General features: G+C 56.6%; 17 protein-coding genes and 1 tRNA gene. 6 read left to right on the top strand and 12 right to left on the bottom strand.

All coding sequences use genetic code 11. The annotated features are described in order from the left end of the window. Nucleotides 1-141 precede the first annotated feature (141 nt). From AC5FXY_RS08435 to AC5FXY_RS08405, 7 genes are all read right to left on the bottom strand, one after another. Entirely contained in the window at nt 142-657 is a 516-nt protein-coding gene (locus tag AC5FXY_RS08435) for an RNA polymerase sigma factor (protein WP_493556218.1), read from the bottom strand. 261 nt (nt 658-918) lie between these two features. After that, nucleotides 919-1,824: a MerR family transcriptional regulator gene (locus AC5FXY_RS08430; RefSeq protein ID WP_493556217.1), complete on the bottom strand. Its 906-nt coding sequence runs from the start codon at nt 1,822-1,824 to the stop codon at nt 919-921. A gap of 12 nt (nt 1,825-1,836) precedes the next feature. Further along, entirely contained in the window at nt 1,837-2,328 is a 492-nt protein-coding gene (locus AC5FXY_RS08425) for a sterol desaturase family protein (protein WP_493556216.1), read from the bottom strand. Between the two features lie 200 nt (nt 2,329-2,528). Further along, nucleotides 2,529-3,338: an enoyl-CoA hydratase/isomerase family protein gene (locus tag AC5FXY_RS08420; RefSeq protein WP_493556215.1), complete on the bottom strand. Its 810-nt coding sequence runs from the start codon at nt 3,336-3,338 to the stop codon at nt 2,529-2,531. Between the two features lie 237 nt (nt 3,339-3,575). Further along, nucleotides 3,576-5,834, bottom strand: a complete 2,259-nt coding sequence (locus AC5FXY_RS08415) for a ComEC/Rec2 family competence protein (RefSeq protein ID WP_493556214.1) — start codon at nt 5,832-5,834, stop codon at nt 3,576-3,578. A gap of 110 nt (nt 5,835-5,944) precedes the next feature. Continuing rightward, nucleotides 5,945-6,391 (bottom strand): GNAT family N-acetyltransferase, encoded by a 447-nt coding sequence (locus AC5FXY_RS08410; RefSeq protein ID WP_493556213.1) that lies wholly within the window; start codon nt 6,389-6,391, stop codon nt 5,945-5,947. Nucleotides 6,392-6,474: 83 nt separating this feature from the next. Continuing rightward, entirely contained in the window at nt 6,475-7,548 is a 1,074-nt protein-coding gene (locus tag AC5FXY_RS08405; protein WP_493556212.1) for a PhoH family protein, read from the bottom strand. A gap of 144 nt (nt 7,549-7,692) precedes the next feature. Here AC5FXY_RS08405 and AC5FXY_RS08400 point away from each other — a divergent pair, with 144 nt between their 5' ends. The 5 genes from AC5FXY_RS08400 (at nt 7,693) to AC5FXY_RS08380 (ending at nt 11,194) form a co-directional block, all read left to right on the top strand. Beyond that, complete coding sequence (locus AC5FXY_RS08400; RefSeq protein WP_493556211.1) at nt 7,693-8,469, top strand: SAM hydrolase/SAM-dependent halogenase family protein; 777 nt, start codon at nt 7,693-7,695, stop codon at nt 8,467-8,469. A 54-nt stretch (nt 8,470-8,523) separates the two neighbouring features. After that, nucleotides 8,524-8,850 carry a putative quinol monooxygenase gene (locus AC5FXY_RS08395; RefSeq protein WP_493556210.1) on the top strand — a complete coding sequence of 109 codons (327 nt, stop codon included), beginning with the start codon at nt 8,524-8,526 and terminating at the stop codon, nt 8,848-8,850. A gap of 96 nt (nt 8,851-8,946) precedes the next feature. Then, a complete protein-coding gene (hscB, locus tag AC5FXY_RS08390) occupies nt 8,947-9,483 on the top strand; it encodes a Fe-S protein assembly co-chaperone HscB (protein ID WP_493556209.1) in 537 nt (178 codons plus the stop codon). 24 nt (nt 9,484-9,507) lie between these two features. Continuing rightward, nucleotides 9,508-9,589: transfer RNA gene (locus tag AC5FXY_RS08385), tRNA-Leu, on the top strand. A gap of 279 nt (nt 9,590-9,868) precedes the next feature. Beyond that, nucleotides 9,869-11,194 carry a carboxylesterase family protein gene (locus AC5FXY_RS08380; protein ID WP_493556208.1) on the top strand — a complete coding sequence of 442 codons (1,326 nt, stop codon included), beginning with the start codon at nt 9,869-9,871 and terminating at the stop codon, nt 11,192-11,194. 645 nt (nt 11,195-11,839) lie between these two features. Here the strand turns inward: AC5FXY_RS08380 and AC5FXY_RS08375 are convergent. Beyond that, nucleotides 11,840-12,682 (bottom strand): oxidoreductase, encoded by an 843-nt coding sequence (locus AC5FXY_RS08375; RefSeq protein ID WP_493556207.1) that lies wholly within the window; start codon nt 12,680-12,682, stop codon nt 11,840-11,842. A 139-nt stretch (nt 12,683-12,821) separates the two neighbouring features. Between AC5FXY_RS08375 and AC5FXY_RS08370 the strand changes: the two genes are divergently transcribed. Further along, nucleotides 12,822-13,136: a hypothetical protein gene (locus tag AC5FXY_RS08370; protein WP_493556206.1), complete on the top strand. Its 315-nt coding sequence runs from the start codon at nt 12,822-12,824 to the stop codon at nt 13,134-13,136. Between the two features lie 113 nt (nt 13,137-13,249). Here the strand turns inward: AC5FXY_RS08370 and AC5FXY_RS08365 are convergent, their stop codons facing one another. From AC5FXY_RS08365 to AC5FXY_RS08350, 4 genes are all read right to left on the bottom strand, one after another. Continuing rightward, nucleotides 13,250-14,164 (bottom strand): DUF6929 family protein, encoded by a 915-nt coding sequence (locus AC5FXY_RS08365; protein WP_493556205.1) that lies wholly within the window; start codon nt 14,162-14,164, stop codon nt 13,250-13,252. 40 nt (nt 14,165-14,204) lie between these two features. Continuing rightward, nucleotides 14,205-16,265: an RICIN domain-containing protein gene (locus AC5FXY_RS08360; protein ID WP_493556204.1), complete on the bottom strand. Its 2,061-nt coding sequence runs from the start codon at nt 16,263-16,265 to the stop codon at nt 14,205-14,207. 138 nt (nt 16,266-16,403) lie between these two features. Then, nucleotides 16,404-16,598 carry a hypothetical protein gene (locus AC5FXY_RS08355; RefSeq protein ID WP_493556203.1) on the bottom strand — a complete coding sequence of 65 codons (195 nt, stop codon included), beginning with the start codon at nt 16,596-16,598 and terminating at the stop codon, nt 16,404-16,406. A 382-nt stretch (nt 16,599-16,980) separates the two neighbouring features. Continuing rightward, nucleotides 16,981-17,655 carry a response regulator gene (locus AC5FXY_RS08350; RefSeq protein WP_493556202.1) on the bottom strand — a complete coding sequence of 225 codons (675 nt, stop codon included), beginning with the start codon at nt 17,653-17,655 and terminating at the stop codon, nt 16,981-16,983. Nucleotides 17,656-18,182: the final 527 nt, after the last annotated feature.

Raw genomic sequence — 18,182 nt, 5'->3', positions numbered from 1 at the left:
TGGCCTCGGACTTTGTTTGGCAGCACCTAGGCCCGACGCTTGGCAGTATCATACGCGGGACAAAAAGGCCGCAAGCCACGCCCTTCAATGAGGTTGCAGCTTGCGGCCCGATTACGCACCCGACTCGATTACTCCTTCCCCCTACGCGCCGGGTGCGTAGACCTTAAGCGCATCCTTTAGCTCCTTGCGGGCAATGTGGATGCGGTTTTTGACGGTACCAATGGGGATTTGCAGCTTCTCCGCAATTTCCTGGTACTTGTAGCCAATGTAGTACATCATGAAAGGCGTGCGGTACTCGTGCCCGAGATGCGCGATGGCCTCGTTGATATCTGTTACGACGAAATCCGATTGCGCACCGTTGTGCGTGATGTAATTTTCGTCGGTGTTGAAGTACTGGAAGTACTCAGTGGTGTCAATGTGACTGTTGCGCTTCGTTATCTTGTTGTAATTGTTGATAAACGTGTTGCGCATGATGGTGTAAAGCCACGCCTTCAGGTTGGTCCCAGCCTTGAACTTCTCTTTGTTCAGGAGGGCCTTGAGCAGCGTTTCTTGCACCAAGTCTTTGGCATCATCAGCATCGCGGGTCAGGTTCATTGCCACGGGCCGAAGTGAGTAGGAAATCTTCTGTACTTGGTCTGTGAATTCCAGGGAAGTCATACGCCTGTTTAACATTTAATGACCAAAAGCTAAACAAACATACGAAAGCTCTCGATAAGCATACGCAGATGCCCGTCCTTTTTTTCGTTGTTTCGGCAAACTGGCCCGATTGGTCGTTAAACTGGCCGAAGTAGCCGATAAACTTTCTTATCAATCACTCAAAGTCAGCAGCGTAAACATCTACTCATCGACTTAAGCCAACTACCTGTTAATCAATTTTTAATACAGCGTTTCAAGCCTTTTTCAAGGTGAGCATTTTTACTACTTGAGCGTGGCCTCGCCTACTTGCAATTGCTCTACAAAACTGATAAAGTCCGTCATACGCTGGACCCGCTCAAAGCGGGGGGGCAGTTGTAAACCCGGCTGTTGTGTAACAGGCCCGTAGAGAAGAAAATCGTTATCAGGGCATAACTGCCCCAATTCAGCTAAGAACTGAGGAAGCCGGTCGCGCTCCGGCACGGTGGTCAGTACCGAACAGACATAATGAGGATGGTAGCATGCACACACTGCAGCCAACTCTTTCACCGGCAGATTCTGCCCCAAATACAGTACATGGTGGCCCCGGGCGCGCAATAAGTAATTCATGAAAAGCAGCGCCAACTCGTGCAGCTCCCCTTCGGGCAAAAACAGCACCCACCTGGTATTGGTAGCGGCGTCCAGTGTGGGCAAAGCATTGACCGCCGACAACAGCTTCTGCCGCAACAGATGCGTGGCCAGGTGTTCCTGCGCCGGGTTAAGGCTGCCGGTCTGCCACAATACTCCTACCCGATACAGGAAAGGATATACGACGTTCATCATCGTTTCCTCAAACCCTATTTCCTGCGCCGACCGCGCCAATACTTGGCTTAGCCGGGGCTCGTCCATATCCAAAGTAGCGGTGAGCAGCGCAGTAATTTGGGGGTTGTACTGATGAGGGTCGTTGCAGCAGTCAGCTACCGCTTTGCACAGGTCTTGTTCCGATAAGCTGGCTACGTGCGAAATGCGGTGTCCACGCTCACACAGCGTGGCTACATTAAGCAGACGGCGTAAATCGGTGTCGCAGTACGTGCGGATATTGGTAGGGGTGCGCTCCGGGCACAAAATACCGTAGCGCTGCTCCCACATCCGGATGGTATGCGCCTTGATACCGGATAAGCTCTCCAGGTCCTTAATCGAAAACTGCCCCACGTTAAGAAAGTACTACTGTTGGATAAAGGTTTTGCGGGCGGGGGCAGCCGCCTTGCGACGAGCCAGCCTGAAGTATTTTGGCGACACCCACAGCAGCCCGAATTCCTCACTACCGTCGCGGCCTGTGGTTTTGTGGTGCATTTTGTGAGCCATATTCAAAGCCCGCAGGTAAGCATTGTGGGTGCGTTTCCAGAAAGGTAGTCGCCGGTGGATAAGCACATCGTGCACCAGGAAATACAGCGAGCCATAGATGGCAATGCCCATGCCTACCCAATAACGCCAGTCCTTGTCGGGGCCGCCATACACCATAAACAGCATCGACAAGCCGCCATAAAACAGGAAGAACAGGTCGTTGCGCTCGAAGTGGTGTGGGTGGCGCACGTGGTGCGAGCGATGTAGAAACCACAGCGGGCCATGCAGCACGAATTTGTGCATGAACCACGCCACGAATTCCATACCCAGAAAGGTTCCGACCACAAGGGCCGCGCCAGCTAAGGGAGTCATGGTGAGCAAACCAGTACCGACTGCCTGATGTTTGCAAATGCCGGTGGTGTGAAGAAAAAGATAGCGCGCAAAGGTGAAAATTAGGCCCTTTATCAGCCCTATAAAAGGCCGACGCGAAGAATTTGGCTGCGGGCCAGGGTATCCGAAAGGAAAGCCCAGCCTACGGCTAAATTCTTCGCGTCAGGAAAGGCAGCAGTAGCCTAATTCCAAGTGAGCTTTTCCTTATTTAGAAAAGCCGATATGCCGCGCCGGCAATCCTCCGAGCCGCGTGCCTCGGCGTTGAGGCGGGCAGCATAGCGCAGGCTCTCTTCCAGGGGCAGTTCCGGAATCCGCGCCAGCATCTCCTTCGTGATTTCCATGCTCTGGCCGGAGTTCTCCACGCACAAACGGCGCGCAAAGCGGTACACATGCTCGGCCAGCTGCTCGGCAGGCACTACCTCGTTGATGAGGTTGTAGCTCACGGCTTTTTCGGCCGGAATTACGTCACCTGTGAGGAGCAACTGCTTGGTACGGGCTTCACCGATTTTGCGCAATAGGAACACACTTACGATGGCCGGCAGAAAGCCAATTTTTACTTCTGTGTACCCGAATTTGGCTTCAGGTACGGCAAAAGCAAAGTCGCAGAGCGTAGCCAAGCCGCAGCCACCAGCCAAGGCGTGGCCTTGCACCTGCGCAATCACCACCTTCTTGAGTGTGTAGATCTGGTGAAAGAGCTGCATCAGATGCGTGGAATCGGCCAGGTTATCGGTGTAGCCGAAGCTCTGCAGCTCTTGGATGTAAGCCAGATCAGCGCCAGCGCAGAAAGCAGGGCCTTCGGCGCGCAAAACGATGACTTTGCAGTCGGAGTCGTTTTCGGCGTATTCAAACGCTTGCTTAAGCTCGGTCACCAGCTCCGAGCTTAGGGCGTTGCGTTTTTCGGGACGGTTGAGCGTGATGTAGCCGATAGCTTCATTCACATCGTAGCGTATGTACTGTAACGCTTCTAGCTCCTGGGTAGCCATATCTTCCATGAGTCGTTGCGTGGGCGGTATGGTGGAGGGCCCCGCGACGCGTTGTTCCCCTAGCAACGGAGAATTGGAGCCGAAACGGCCCGGTGCGTGGCAGCGCCCGAAAGGGCTCAGGTCAAACCTAACAAAAATGATGCGACAATAAAACGCGCGTCGCACGCGACCACAGATCGTGAAGAATGTACGAAGTAATAGCGAAGTTGGTCGGGGTGCCACTCGAAATTACTCGTACGTGGCGGCTTAGAGCTTGCCCATACTTGGCGTTATGGACTGTGTCCAAGCACCTTGCATTGTTACATCGTGCACTTTAAATCCTGCGGCTTGCAGCTGGGGCGTGAGTTTCTCAACGTACCAGGTGCGGCACGAAGAATCAAAAATGATCCGGGCATGCGGGCCGAAGGTAGCGCGCAGCTGATCGGGCCATACCCGGGCATTGCGGCGCAGCACTACGATATCAACGGGCACTGGGTGCGGCGCTTTCCACAGCCGGTCGCTCACCCAGGCTACGCGCTGGCCGCGCCACGTGAGCAGCACCGGTCCTTTAGCCGATAAAGCTTGCACGGCTACTTCCTGAGCCGGCCAGCCAGCTACGTAGCGCACCATCTCGTTGCCTCGCTCGATCAGGCCGGGCAGTACCCGATAGGTTTGCTCGGTGTTATTGAGCGGCATCGAGTCGGGCGTCATAATCAGTGCCGACGCACCATCGTGCAAGCCCACGGCGGAGCGACGCGGAATGCTGTAGATAATGAGGCGCTGATCGGCAGCTACTTCGCGGGCATCGGCCACGCGGCTGCTGGAAAAGGCCAGTACAACCAGCGTGGCCGCGCCAAGCCAAGCCAACCGGCGCCAAGCCACAAACGCCAGCAGTACGGCAATGAGCAGGTACAGCAGCCACGTTTGAACCGGAGAAAGGCGTATTTCCTGAATCAAAGCCCCAGGCAGCGCCCGTCCCACGAGCAGGATGTACTCATTGAAACACCAGATGAGCTTCTCGAACACCCAGCCCACACCCTGAGGCAGCCAATCCCAGGCGGCCCATCCCGTCAGCCACTGCCCCGCAGCGGCAATGCCGGCCACCACCTGCAAGCCCAAGCCCACATACAGCGCACCCGACGACAGCGGAACGGCCACCAGATTCGACAGCAGAAAATTCATGGGAAACTGATGGAAGTAAAACAGCCCGAGTGGGAAAGTGGCCACCTGCGCGGCCAACGACAGCGCTACGGCCTGCCACAGCCAATCGAGTGACCAAGCCGTCCAGCCCATGAGTTTGTGCTGAGCTTTCGATTGCCAGGGCCGTTTCTTTTTGGCCATCCATTCCTGCACATCCAACCAAGCCGAGATGCGCGGCTGCAGGTACACAATGCTCAGCACGGCCAGAAAGGAGAGCTGAAAGCCGACGTCGACAATCAGATACGGGTCGTAGAGCAGCAGGCAGAAAGCGGCCACCGCCAGCGTATTGTACATATTGCTCTGCCGGCCCACGGCTCGGGCCACTGCCACAAAGCTGAACATCACGGCGGCCCGTAGTACCGAAGCCGAGAGCCCCGTCAAGAAAGTGTACGACCAGATGACCAACAGCCCCAGGGCCGCCGACCAATACCGAAAGCCACGAGTATGGCCGAAAAAGTACTTCAGAATCAGCTGCAGAATGGTAAACAGCAGCCCCACCTGCAGGCCCGACACGGCCATGATGTGCGTGGTGCCGGTGCTGGCGTAGGCTTTCTTGGTTTCCTCGTCCACGTCGTCTTTCATGCCAAGCACCAAGGCATCGGCAATGGCGTATTCGCGCCGGGCCTTCACGTAGTGCTTGAATACGCCGTCGAGCACATCTGCCGCCTGCATGCTGTGGTAGCGCAGTCGGCTCGGCGGGGCCATGGTCAGCAGGCGGTACTGATCGGGGTGGATGAACTGCTGATGGTAGATCTGGTGGTAGCTGAGGTAGCGGCGGTAATCAAACTCCCCGGGATTGAGCGGCGCCTTGGCCGGGGCCGGCGCTCCGCGCACTAGCCACACCTCTCCGTAGTGCGGTTCCTTCACGCCCGCTTCGTAGCGCGGCACCGATACGCGCACTCCCCCGCGGGCCGGCCGCCACTCCCCTGCCACCCGCACTGCCGATACGCGCAACGTGGTGGCATAGGTATTGGGCCGCTCCACGGTATAATCGTCGACTACGGCCCGGTAAAACTCGATTTCGCCCTGATGATACAGATGGTCGGGTTGCCGGCTTTCGGTAGCGCGCTGTGCGGCAGTGGTTCCTAGCAGCACCACGACCAGCAACCCCAGGATGCCTACGGCATCGTTCAGACTGGGCTCATTCCGGCGGGCAGCCCACAAATGAGCGGCGATGTACAGCACCACGGCGCCGGTCAGCCCTGGCAGCAGTTCCGGCAGTGACGGGCCCCAATAAAACCAGATAATAATGCCCAGAATCAGGCCCAATACCAGCCGCACGGCCGGATGAGTGGCCCACGGAATGGTGGTCGAACGGATAGCCATTGACGAATCGAGAGGGTATAATTTGTCCTAATCGGTAACCACTGCTAAAGCAGGAGCTTACGAGTTAGGCAAAATTTCCGGAGCCGCCAAAGCAGAGGTTTCTTAGGGCGCTACTGGGCCGCGGGCCGCTGCCACACCATTTTATAGTGCTGAATAGCGGCCTCCGTAAACTCCTCTCCTTCTTTCACAAAGCAGTGCCGCTCGTAAAACGGTACGGCTCGCAGCTGAGCATTCAGGTATACCGTGGCTTCGGGATGTGCGGCCTGCACGTCGCGCAGCACGGCTGCTAGCAAGGCCGCCCCCACCTGCTGATTGCGGTAAGCCTCTAGCACGGCGAAGCGCTCCAGCTTCACGCCCTTGTCCGTCACGCGCCAGCGGGCGGCGCCGCACGGCGTGCCGTCGGCGGCGTACGCGAGGTAATGCGTAGCGCCTTGCCGATCGAAGGCGTCGTTTTCCAGCTCCCGGGGTACCCCCTGGCCTTCCACAAATACCGTTTCGCGGATGGCAAAAGCCGATTGCAGGTCTTCAGGGGCGGTGATTCGGTTGGCGGTAATCATGGCGAACAGGGTAAACGGTAAAGCACGACGGCGCGGCAGCAAAGCTACCGCGCCGTCGTAAAAAAAGCAGCGAAAGAGAAACGCTAAGCCTGCTCTTGGTTTACCGGCAGATCCGTCGTCGGCAGGTCGTCGCCGGCAGCGGGGCGCTGGCCGGGCGGGTAGTAGCGCGCCGGGCGCACGGGGCGCTCGGCCTGGGCGCGTTGCTGATCGGCGTCATGCTTGTCGTAGGCCATCACGATCTGCTTCACCAGGCGGTGACGCACCACGTCTTCAGCCGTCATTTCTACAAAGCCAATGCCGGGTACGTCCTGCAGGATATCAAGCGCCTGGAACAAGCCTGATTTGATTTTTGTGGGCAAGTCCACCTGGCTCCGGTCGCCGTTCACCATCACTTTGGCGTTCGGGCCCATACGGGTCAGGAACATCTTCAGCTGCGACGGCGTGGTGTTCTGCGCCTCGTCGAGCAGCACAAAGGCGTGGTTCAGGGTACGGCCACGCATGTAAGCCAGCGGCGCAATCTCGATGGTCTTGTTCTCCAAGTAGAACTTGAACTTCTCGGGCGGCAGCATGTCCTCCAGCGCGTCGTAAATCGGGCGCAGGTAAGGGTCAACCTTCTCTTTCATATCGCCGGGCAGGAAGCCAAGGCTTTCGCCAGCCTCCACTACGGGACGCGAAATGATGATTTTCTTGACCTCCTTATTCTTAAGGGCACGCACGGCCAGAGCCACCGAAATGTATGTTTTGCCGGTACCGGCCGGCCCCAGCGCAAACACCAAGTCGTTTTTGTTGACGGCATCTACCAAGCGCTGCTGGTTAGCCGTCTTGGCTTTGATGACGCCGCCTTTTGCCCCGAACAGAATTACGTCGGGCGACGATGCCAGCCGGGCATCCTCCAGCTCCTCATCGGATGAGCCCACATACTGGGCCACAGTCTTATCGGTGACCTGCCCGTACTGGTGGTAATGCTCGATGAGCGAAGACAGAATGTCGTTGATGCGCTGGATAACGGCCGTCTGGCCTTGAATCTTGATTTCGTTTCCGCGCGAAATGATTTTACTGCCGGGGAAGGCAGCCGCCAGCTGGCGGATATTCTGATTATCGGGACCCAAGAAGTCGACGAGCGAAACGTTCTCGAGCGTAATGACTTTTTCGACCAAGCTAAAGAGAGAATAAACGCCGGGGCGCAGTGGAGAGAAGAAAAGCGGCCAACTTGCTGAGCGGTCAGTCCGGCCCTAATGCCTACTTTTGCCGCCTCTGCAGTGGGCTCGAACAATAGTACGCATTCTTCTCAAAAACGGTCAATGGGCCTTATAACGTTCCTTTCGGACTTCGGCTACCGCGACCATTACGTGGCAGCGGTGAAGGCCCGGCTCCTGCAGCTGGCCCCCACCGTACCGGTACTGGATATAACGCACGCTATCGAGCCACACAACGTGGCTCAGGCCGTGCACGTGCTAGGGGCGGTTTTCGCTGATTTCCCGAAAGGTACGGTACACCTGATCGGAGTAGACGACCACGGGGCAGGCCGTCGTGGCTGGCTTGTGGCTGCGTGGCGCGGCCACTACTTCGCCGCCGCCGACAACGGCATCCTGACATTGCTCACCGATGGCCGCCCCGACGACCTCGTGCAACTGCCCATGCCTGCCGAGTGGCCCGCCTCCCCTACCCGCGACGTGCTGGCCGCTGCCGCCGCGCACCTGGCCAAGGGCGGCAAGCTCACCGACCTTGGTCTGCTCACCACGGAAATGCTGCAGCTGCTGAACCGTCAACTTCGCCTGCAGGACCACCGCATCACTGGTCACGTGGTGCACGTGGACCATTACGGCAACCTCATTACCAACATCACCCGTGCGGCCATCGAGGCGGTAGGTCACGGCCGACCGTGTACCATTCACTTCGCCCGGGAAGCGGTACGCGGCGTCGCGACGCACTTCCAGGCCGCCGACCCAGGCGACGCCGTTTGCATATACAACAGCGAAGGCCAACTGTGCATCGGCGTAAACCAAGGCCATGCCTCCGAGTTGCTGGGCCTGCACTACGATTCGCAAGTAGATGTGCGATTTGTGGTGGAAGGCTGAAATCGTTGAATGGCTTTAGATAGCCCGCCATTCAACAATAAAAGTTTAACAACCATGCTCATTCGCATCGTCCGCATGACGTTTCGGCCCGAGGCGGTAACGGAGTTTTTACGCGTGTTTCGAGCTTCTGAAGACCGCATTCGGCAGCAGCCCGGCTGCCGTCATATGGAGCTTTGGCAGGATGCCGAGGCTCCCAACGTCTTCTGCACGCACAGCCATTGGGACTCCGCCGACGACCTAGATACCTACCGCCGCTCGGCATTGTTTGGCGAAGTATGGCCAGCTACCAAAAGGCTGTTTGCGGCCCCGCCCATTGCCTTTTCTGTGAACCAAGTTACCGCCGATACCGCTCAGCTTCCCCCAACCGATTCGGTGCTCTAGCGCAACTTTCAGCTCCCGCTAGCGGTTAGTTCGGACTAACCCTGCGTACCTCAATTTCCACTAATCGATTTTGTCGCTTAGTGGTTCTTCTCTTCTATGCACCCCGACTACTTCACCTTCTACGGCCTGCCTGAGAGCTTCCTTCTCGATGAGAAAGTCCTCAAAAGTAGGTACTACGCCCTTAGCCGCGAGTATCATCCCGATTTTCACGCTACAGCCGTACCCGAGCAGCAGCAGCGCATGCTGGAGCTTTCCACCCAGAACACGAATGCTTATCGCACACTCTCCAGCTTCGATCTGCGCCTGCAGTACATTCTGCAACGTCATGGCCTGCTGGAAGAAGGCAAACAGGATCTACCTGCTGATTTTTTGATGGAAATGATGGAGCTCAACGAGCAGCTGATGGAGTTGGAATTTGAGCCTGACCCTGCCATTGCGAGCCGCGTAACGAAGGAGGTCGATCTGATTGAAAATGAGCTTCAAGCGGGCATCCAATCGACCTTGGAGCATTACGCCTCCCTCGGCGAAACAGCTCAAGCAGAAGCCCGCCAGCAAGTGCGCACTTATTATTTGAAACGGCGCTACCTCTTGCGCATTCGCGAAACTCTCTCTAAGTTTGCAACCCATTCGTGAATTACCGACACGAATGCTTGACTTGCCCAGATGGCGGAATCGGTAGACGCGTTGGTCTCAAACACCAATACCGCAAGGTGTGCCGGTTCGACCCCGGCTCTGGGTACTAGGAATTACTGCCGGAAGGCCCTAAAAGCTGCTGATTTGTTCGCAAATGCAGGTTTTAGGGCCTTTTTGCGTTTAGGCCGGTCGGGTTCTACCAACGGGTTTATTCAGATAGTTATGCCACCTCTTAAGACAAAGCTCCCAACCTCCGCTTTGTAGTAAGCCGCAACAATGGCCAGCTTGTTTTTTTCCCAACGACTTAAGCCACCCACGCGTTTAGGGCATCTTCTGAGCCCGATTTTGTCAAGACGTGGCTTACTTTACATTGTCATTTTCCGGTATGCCCACGGCTCCGCCTGAATTTCACACGCCTGCAGGCACCATCATTGGCTGGCGCGACGGCACGGTAGTACGAGCCAGCGGCGTTCGGTATGCTCAGGCTGCGCGATTTCAGCCCCCAGTGGAGGAGCCCGCTTCTGATGTACCTATTCAAGCCACCGCTCCTGGACCGGCGTGTCCGCAAGTGGTCGATTCACTGCTGAGTCAGGTATTGGGGCCAGCCCTGACCAATTTGCGGTATGACGAGGACTGCTTGCGGCTGACCGTAACGGCACCGGCTGACACGCAGCCCTCAGATCGGTTGCCCGTTATAGTGTGGATACACGGCGGCTCCTACGTGAGCGGGGCTGGTGACTTGCCCTTCTACGACCCGGCATTGCTAGTTACTGAGCAGCGAGTAGTGGCGGTAGCCGTTACCTACCGGCTTGGGCTTTTCGGATTTCTGGGTCACTCCAATGCCCCAGCCAATCTGGGCTTGCTCGATCTGCTGGCAGCTTTACGCTGGGTGCAGCGCAATATTGCCCACTTCGGCGGTGACCCAGCATGCGTAACTTTATTGGGACACTCTTCCGGGGGCGATGCTGCTGCGCATTTGCTAGTCTCAGAGGGCGCTGCAGGCTTGTTTCGGCGCGTAATATTACACAGTGCTCCACTCGGCCTAGCCCCAAACCGAGGTCGTATGACGCAGGCTATGTCGGCAGCGGTAGGCTCTCTTTCGGACGCTACCAGTCCCGATGAGGTACTAGCTTTCGAATCCCACGCTTGGCGCGCCGCTCGCTGGTCTGGGCTAAAAAGCGGTATGCCGTTCGGTACTCAATACGGTGCTTTTCCTTTACCTACCGAAGCCGCTGCTGAACAAGCCTGGCAAAAAGTAGCACCCACCATCGATGTTCTCATTGGCACCACGGCTGAGGAACTGCGCTTTTTTGCCGTCATCGACCCCAAGTTTCGTTGGCTGGAGCGCCTACCGTTATTAGGCCCAGCACTGACCCGCAAGCTGGTAGCTGTTGGCTCACGCCGCATCTACGTAGATCCAGCAGCGGCTTTTGCCCGCCGACATGCGCAGGCAGGTGGCCGCGCCTACTTGTTTACCGTCACGTACCGTCCCCATGGTAGCGCATTCGGAGCGGCCCACACCATTGACCTTCCTTTACTCCTTGGTACGCGGGAAATTTGGTCAGCTGTACCCTTGCTTGGCGAGGCTTCTTGGGAAGAAGTGGACCACGCCGGCAAGCAGGTGCGCAATATGTGGGCTGAGTTTGCGCGCACTGGTGTATTGCCTGTTCAGGCAGAACTGCCCGGCATACTTAAATTGTATTTAGCATAGTTACAACATTGTAGATCATATTTTCAAGGAACAGGTATCTACCCCAGTCCAAAATTTCCAATTTTTATATAAAAAACTATATATCAGTCAATAACCAACATTAAACCACATATCAACTAGGTTTACCGAGTTAACCCGCTTATCGATATTTCTGTCTGAATGCGCTGTAGAATTCAGGAGGCAATTATTACATTTGCATTTTACTAATTTAAGCGCAGGCACAATGGACCTGATATTGCAAGAGTGGGCTAACACGACAGAGCTCTTAGCTTGTGACACGTGCAACCAAAGGCGGACGCCTCACGAAGCCCGCGAAGTGCTAATGTACTTCGCTGGTGGTGGCGTAGAACAGCTGCTGGCTTGCCGCCACTGCGGGACATTACGCACCGCCATTACAGCCTAAGCTTATACGATAGCGGCGAAGGACGAGGACAAAAGGCATATGTCTGACAATCCTTTCATCTCGGTTTGCTTTGAGTTATCTACCCAGGATAATGGCCTACGCTTGCCCGAAGTGGTGAAGAGTAAGTAGCACCTCCACGCACTGTTCCTACTAGGGCTGGGATTAATCCTCAGCCAGCTCCCATACTGAAAAGCCCTGCGGCAAAACTGCCGCAGGGCTTTTCAGATTTAAAAAGAGGTTGGTTACGCGGGAAAGTCGGCTGAATCGCCTAGTTCGGCTACGCTTTCCAGTTCCTTGATCAGGCCTGTAAACTTTTCGCGTGCTCCTTTCACCGCCGCTTTACCGATAGGCAGATGCAACGGCGGATTTTCTTGGCGCACCAAGTCGTACATAATCTGAGCGGCGCGCTGCGGGTCGCCGGGCTGGCGGCCGCTGTAGCCCTGAATGCCTTTCAGGTTTTCGCCCACGGTGGCGCGGTAGTCCTCTATTTGCGTGTCGACGTAGCTGGCAGAACGGCCGGCCCACTCTGTACGGAAGCCGCTGGGCTCGATGTTGGTTACTTTGATGCCTAACGGGCCGACCTGCTGCGCCAGGCTTTCCCCAATGGCTTCGAGGGCAAATTTACTGGCATTGTACACGCCCACGCCGGGAAAAGTTTTGAGCCCCCCGATGCTGGTAATATTGATGACGTGGCCGCTACGTCGCTCGCGCAAGTGGGGTAGCACGGCCCGCAGCACGTGCAAGGGCCCAAACACATTAACGTCGAACTGGCGCTGTACCTCGGCCGCGTCAATTTCTTCGATGCTCCCCAACGAGCCGTAGCCGGCATTATTCACCACCACATCAAGATGGCCCAGGGCCTGGATGGCATCGGCAATAGCCTGCTTTACCTGAGCTTCGTTGGTTACGTCGCACACGAGGCCCCGGCCATCGGATCCAGCTTTTTGGGTAAACTCGTCGGCTTGCTCCTGCTTGCGGAACGTGGCAGCTACTTTATCACCTTGTTGTAGCAGCAAATCGGCCAGGGCAGCCCCAAAACCGGTGCTTACACCGGTAATAAACCAATGCTTGGGAGTAGAAGACATGATGTCTGATTAAAATGAAGGGAATGGCCGCCATGCAACGGCCGGGTTAATCAACTACTGATTGGGAACTTGTGTTTGGCTTGTTCGATGAATAACCAATGTTTTTTGGCTTACCACTCAACATCAATCTTTTAGCAGGATGTCAAAAGCCGTTGACGAGCCACCGACCTACCGTTACCTTGGCGACCGGCTAAGCCGACTTGCCGGCTCGGCCTTAGTGGGGCAGCACTGCCGGGCCGTGCGTGATGCCCGCGGCAAATGCGTTCGGGGCCGCAATGGGTCTATGCTCGTGGAGTTTGCCACGGGCCGGGCCGTGGTATTGGGTCGGCAGCTGCGCAAAGTAGCACCCGCTGATCCGGTGGAGCACACCCCGCTGGATTCTTCGGAAGCCCTACCGGCTAGTGTTGTGCAGATACAAAAGCCGCTCACAAACTACCGAAATATGCAGGAATGAAGATACCGCTAGTCGAACTTCCAAGCCGATTCATTCGCCTACGCGTGGCCAATGGTTAGCAGGCTCGTTCCATTGAGCAGTTTCCATACAGGTCAGCCATAAGCGCCGGCTTTCTAGGTGGATAGCTCCACCACCACGGCGGTGGAGCCGCCTTGGTCATCGTCGGTGACGAGCAGCAATTCGTAGCGCCCCCGGCCCAAAGCCCGGCGCACCGTCAGGCTTTCCACTTTGCCGCGGTAAGGCTTGCCGTCGGGGCGCACCAGCAGCGCTAGGCGTACTGGCAAGGCCTTCGCAGACTTCGGCCGTGGATCGAGTAAGCCTACAAAGCTGCCCAGTACTTCGCCATCGGCCACGGGGTCGAGCGTGTCTTCAACCGAAGCGGTGATAAATAGCTCGTTGCCAAACACGGAGGCTCCGGAAAATCCCGCCGGGCGCCCGTCGATGGCTGGTAACGCGTACAGCTGCACCTCTACGCGGGGCGCTTGCGCCGTGCGGTGCCGTATAAAGTCCAACGTAGGCAGCAGCGGGCAGCGAAACACGAGGTTGCCGAGGGTCGTGCCCACGCTGCGCTGCATGAGCAGCAGCGAATCGGGCGTGGCAGCAGCGGCCTCCAGATTCAACTGAATCCCTTTGGGCAGCAACCCTTTAAGCTGCTGATACAGCGGTGTGAGCGACAAGGGATATACCGCGGGCTGCTGTGCCCCGGCCGTCAGCTCCACCCAAAAGCCAATTTCGCGCTCCTGTGTAGCGCCCGAGCCCATAGCCAGCAGGGCGGTGCCGCCTTGGTCGCTGGGCACGGCGGTGAGGCATTCCAAGTCGGGCTTCAGAGTCTTCGGAATGCGCCCCGTGCTGAAATGCGCCGTTTCAAATAAGGTTAGCGGCTGGTCTGGCGTGAGGTTGCGGGCATCGAAGCGGTACAGAAACGGAGAGTCGTCACCTATGATGTAGGCTGTGTCGCCGATTACTTCAATGCCCGACGCCGAGGGCAGATTCGGCAAAGACAGTTCGCGCTGAATGGTAGCTTGCATACGCCTCATACGGTAACGGCCGGCTCGGCGGTGGCCCGGCTTATTGCTTGGTAATGGTGAATTCTACGCGACGGTTGAGGCGGCGTGTTTCCTCCCGCTCATTGCTGGCCCGGGGCATGGAGCCGCCGTAACCGATGGTGCTGATGCGCTCTTCCCCCACCCCGCGGCTGGCCAAGTAACGCTTCACTTCAGCCACCCGCTCTTCCGAAAGCACTTTGTTTTTCTGCGCGTCGCCTTGGTTGTCAGTGTGGCCTTCCAGCCGAATCTGCACCGACGGGTTGTCGACTAGGGTACGGGCCAGGCGGTTCAGTTCGCCGTACGACGCAGCGAGCAGACTGGCTTTTCCCTGCGCGAAAATGATAGTGGGCAGTTCCAGCCGTGAGCCCACGGCGGCCGGCAGCACCAGCAACTCCAGATTCATATTGCTGGTAACATTGATGGTGTCCGTAGCGGTAAGGAAGCCGCCCGAGGTGGCCATTATGCGGTAGCGGCCCATCGGCAGCGTGAACTGAAAGCCCCCGCTGCTTTCGGTATTACCGGTAGCGTTGAAAACCAAGTCGTTGCCGAGGCGCTGGGCTTTCACCTGCGCCACGATGGGCTTGCGTGTGCGCGCATCCAGCACCCGTCCCGTGACGAAGCCCCGAGCCGGCGGGCGGTTGGTAGGCACTTCCGCCACTAATGGTGCAGGCTGGGCGGTATCGGCAGCCGGAGTGAGGCCTGCCGCTGCCCGCACGATATCGGCGGGGCCATTGGTGGTCCGGGCTGCCGCCCAGTATGCTGATTTGCCATCGGGCCCGAGCAGGAAATAAGCGTCGAAACCCGGGCTGTTCACCGTGGGCCCCAGGTTGCGCGGTTCGCTCCATCGCGTCCAGGTATCGTCAAGACGCTCAGTCACGAAGATATCGGCGCTGCCATAGCCGGCATGCCCATACGAGGAGAAGTAGAGGTGCTTGCCATCGGGCGTCAACCAGGGGGCAAAGTCGAAGCCTGGCGAGTTGACTATGGCACCCAGGCTTTGCGGCTCGCGCCAGCCGACACCGCCACCGGGAAAACTCACATATAGGTCGTTAGCTCCCTGTCCATCGGCACGCTCCAGGCTCATAAGTAGCACTTTCTGATCGGCGGTCATAAAGAACGTCGAAGAGGTGCCGGTAGAGTAGTAATTGCTGATTTCCAGGCTTTCGATTTTGCCCCAACTGCTGCCCACGCGCCGGGCTCGCGACACGCCCTCGTCGCGCGAGCCGCCTTCACGCGGCTGGTACCAGCCGCGCACGAGCAAGGCCTCGCCGCCCGCCAGCACGGCCTGCACGCCGTTGTGCTGCGGCGTATTAAGCGCATCAAGGCGTGTAGCTTGGCTCCACGACTGCCCGTCGTTGGTTGTCTGGCTTACCCAAATGTCACCCGATTCGGTGGCCCCCTCAGTATTGCCGGCGTAGCGCGTCCGTACGAAATACATCGTCTTGCCGTCGGAGGAGAGTACCGGATGGAGTTCATTGGCCGGCGTGTTGATGGCCGCCCCGAGCGGTGCCGGCTTGCCGAAAGTTTGGGCTGATTCGGCCAGTTTTAGGCGCAATGGAAACAGGCGCCACTGCTGAGTCGCCCGCGCCGCATAGCGCTGTGCTACCACGCCCGTACCGTTCAGCTTATCGGAGCCGAGTACGCCCAGGCAGAAATCATTGCCGCGGCTGATAAGCTGCACGCTGCCGATGGGCCCGGCGGGCACTAACTTCCATTGCTGGTACAGACTCCCCGTGTATAGCCGCTGCACCACCGCTGCATTTTCGTCGGGGCGTTCCACAGTCAGGCACTTGCCGCTGTGGCGCGCTTCTATGCGGTACCACTCGCCACTAGGCGTAATGCGCACAAAGCGCCACTGCTGGCTGTTGGCTTGGGTAAACTCCCACTGTACTGCCGTAGCCCCAGCCTCAGACGAGGCTCCTTTTATTTCCAATGCGCGGCCGCTGCCCCTGGCCACTACGCCGTACCACGTACTAGCATCGGGCACAGGAGCATTTTGCGCAGTGACTGCATGCTGGCCGAGCAATCCAATCATCCATACCAACCACACGCAACGACGCAACAAGAAAGAAGCAATGGGCATAAGCTTGTTCAACGCACTTGATCCGGTGCGCAAGTTAGCCGAATCTACTCTTGCCACTTCCTCTTAACGCAGCACCGCCCGGCTTGCAGGGCAAGCCGGGCGGTACAGTGTAGTAGTCAAGTAGCAGTTTAGGCCATATCAGCCATTGCTGATGTACTTGAACCGCACGAACTTATCGTTCTCGTAAATGGCGGTAAAATGCCCGCTCGGTACGGATTCGGTACGACGTTCAGCGGTTACTTTGGCAGGTGCGTTGGTTGTCGGCATGGCTGGGTAACCACCCGGAATAGCGCTTGGCACATGGCAGATGAAGGAGAGGATCTTTGATGCCATATTCGTTTTCAGTAAGAGGGTTGGTGGAAGAGATTTTCGTTGCTTGTAAAGCGGTGTTTTAAGAAGAGAAGCAGGCTAAGCGTATGATGTAACCTTTATTTTTTTGAACACTGCTAAGGTATAACAATATCAGGGTTTATCCATATCCGTATAAGCACGTAATTTTTCTATTTTATATAACTTAGGTGCCATGACAAATCAGAAATCAGTTTTTCAGCGTTCGTCTACTGCCCTAAGAGGTTCGGTATCGACTGTGGCGCTTTAGTCGACTGGGCCCTTTACGGAGTACCAGTTATTCAGGTTTATGTACTCCGATAACAAAATAATACCGCGTGGCACCTCACGGCACCACGCGGCATATAAATACCTGAAATAAAGCCGCTTACGGAATTAACTTATGCCGTAGAGCGTACTGAATTAATCCGATTACCGACTTTGAGTTGGTTTTGGTGAGGATATTCTTCCGGTGCGTTTCTACTGTCCGCTCACTAATGAACAGTTTCTCGGCAATGGCGGCGTTGGAAAACTCCCGCGCAATCAGTTTCAGAATCTCCATTTCGCGAACCGTCAACTCCACCGGGCGCTCCTCACGTACCTCGGCTCCTCCTGCCCCGTTGCGGTGGAGGTTTTGTAGCAAGGCTGCTCCTACTTCCTGACTAAAAAAGGTATGCCCTAAAGCTATCTGCCGAATAGCATCGGTGAGTTCTTTCTTGGTCGTATTCTTTAACAAGTAGCCTGAGCCACCAGCTTCCAGCACATCCGTTACGGAACTATGGTCGTGGAAGACCGACAGGGCCAGGGTACGCACATGGGCGTGAGCGGACCGAATAGCGCGCATAAGCTCAACACCCGTCATGCCCGGCATGCTCAGGTCTACAATTGCTATGCGAATACTGGGCTGTTCCTGCAAACGCATCAGCGCATCGGTACCGCTGGTGGCAGTAGCCGTTACTTCAATATCAGGGGTATCCCTAAGCAGCACTTTGATGCCCTCAATCACCAACGGGTGGTCGTCGACCAACAACACTTGTAATGGTTCGGGTACTGATTCGCTCATAGCGCCGGAGTTATGATTCATAAGAGCGCCACTTGGGCTAAGACCGGACATCACGAAAGTAGTAGGCCGGAATTACATCTGAAGGCAAATCGCATTACGAGTTTGGGGCCTTCAGACGGAGTTGGGTAAGCAACAAGTCTAATCCCGCAACCCGGCGGGCACTGGCAGAAACAAACCAACGAACCGTATGAACACGCAACGGCAAGCGGGATAAGTACGCAAATTACCTGCCAAAAGCTGCATACAACTGCCTCAACAACGCAGGAAACGCCTTTTTGGTGTGCTCGGTACTCGCAAAAACTTTCCCGTAGCTATATAGAGAAGAACATAATTGGCGGCTGGATTCTCGGTCTTGTAAGCTAGCCATCTGATGCTCAAGGACAACATTAAGCTTGCTTCAATAGCGGATAAAATCAGGAACCTTGTATCCGATGGCGAAAAAATGTGGGTAGCTCTGCTTCTTAAAAGCCAACTGGAAGGTCGCAGTTCGGCTTCGCCAAGCTTGCGCACACCTTTCTACCCGGGTG

This window comes from Hymenobacter sp. FMD4, assembly GCF_058932745.1.
Note: the sequence above shows the minus strand (reverse complement) of the source record. Positions and strands in the feature narration are given on the sequence as shown.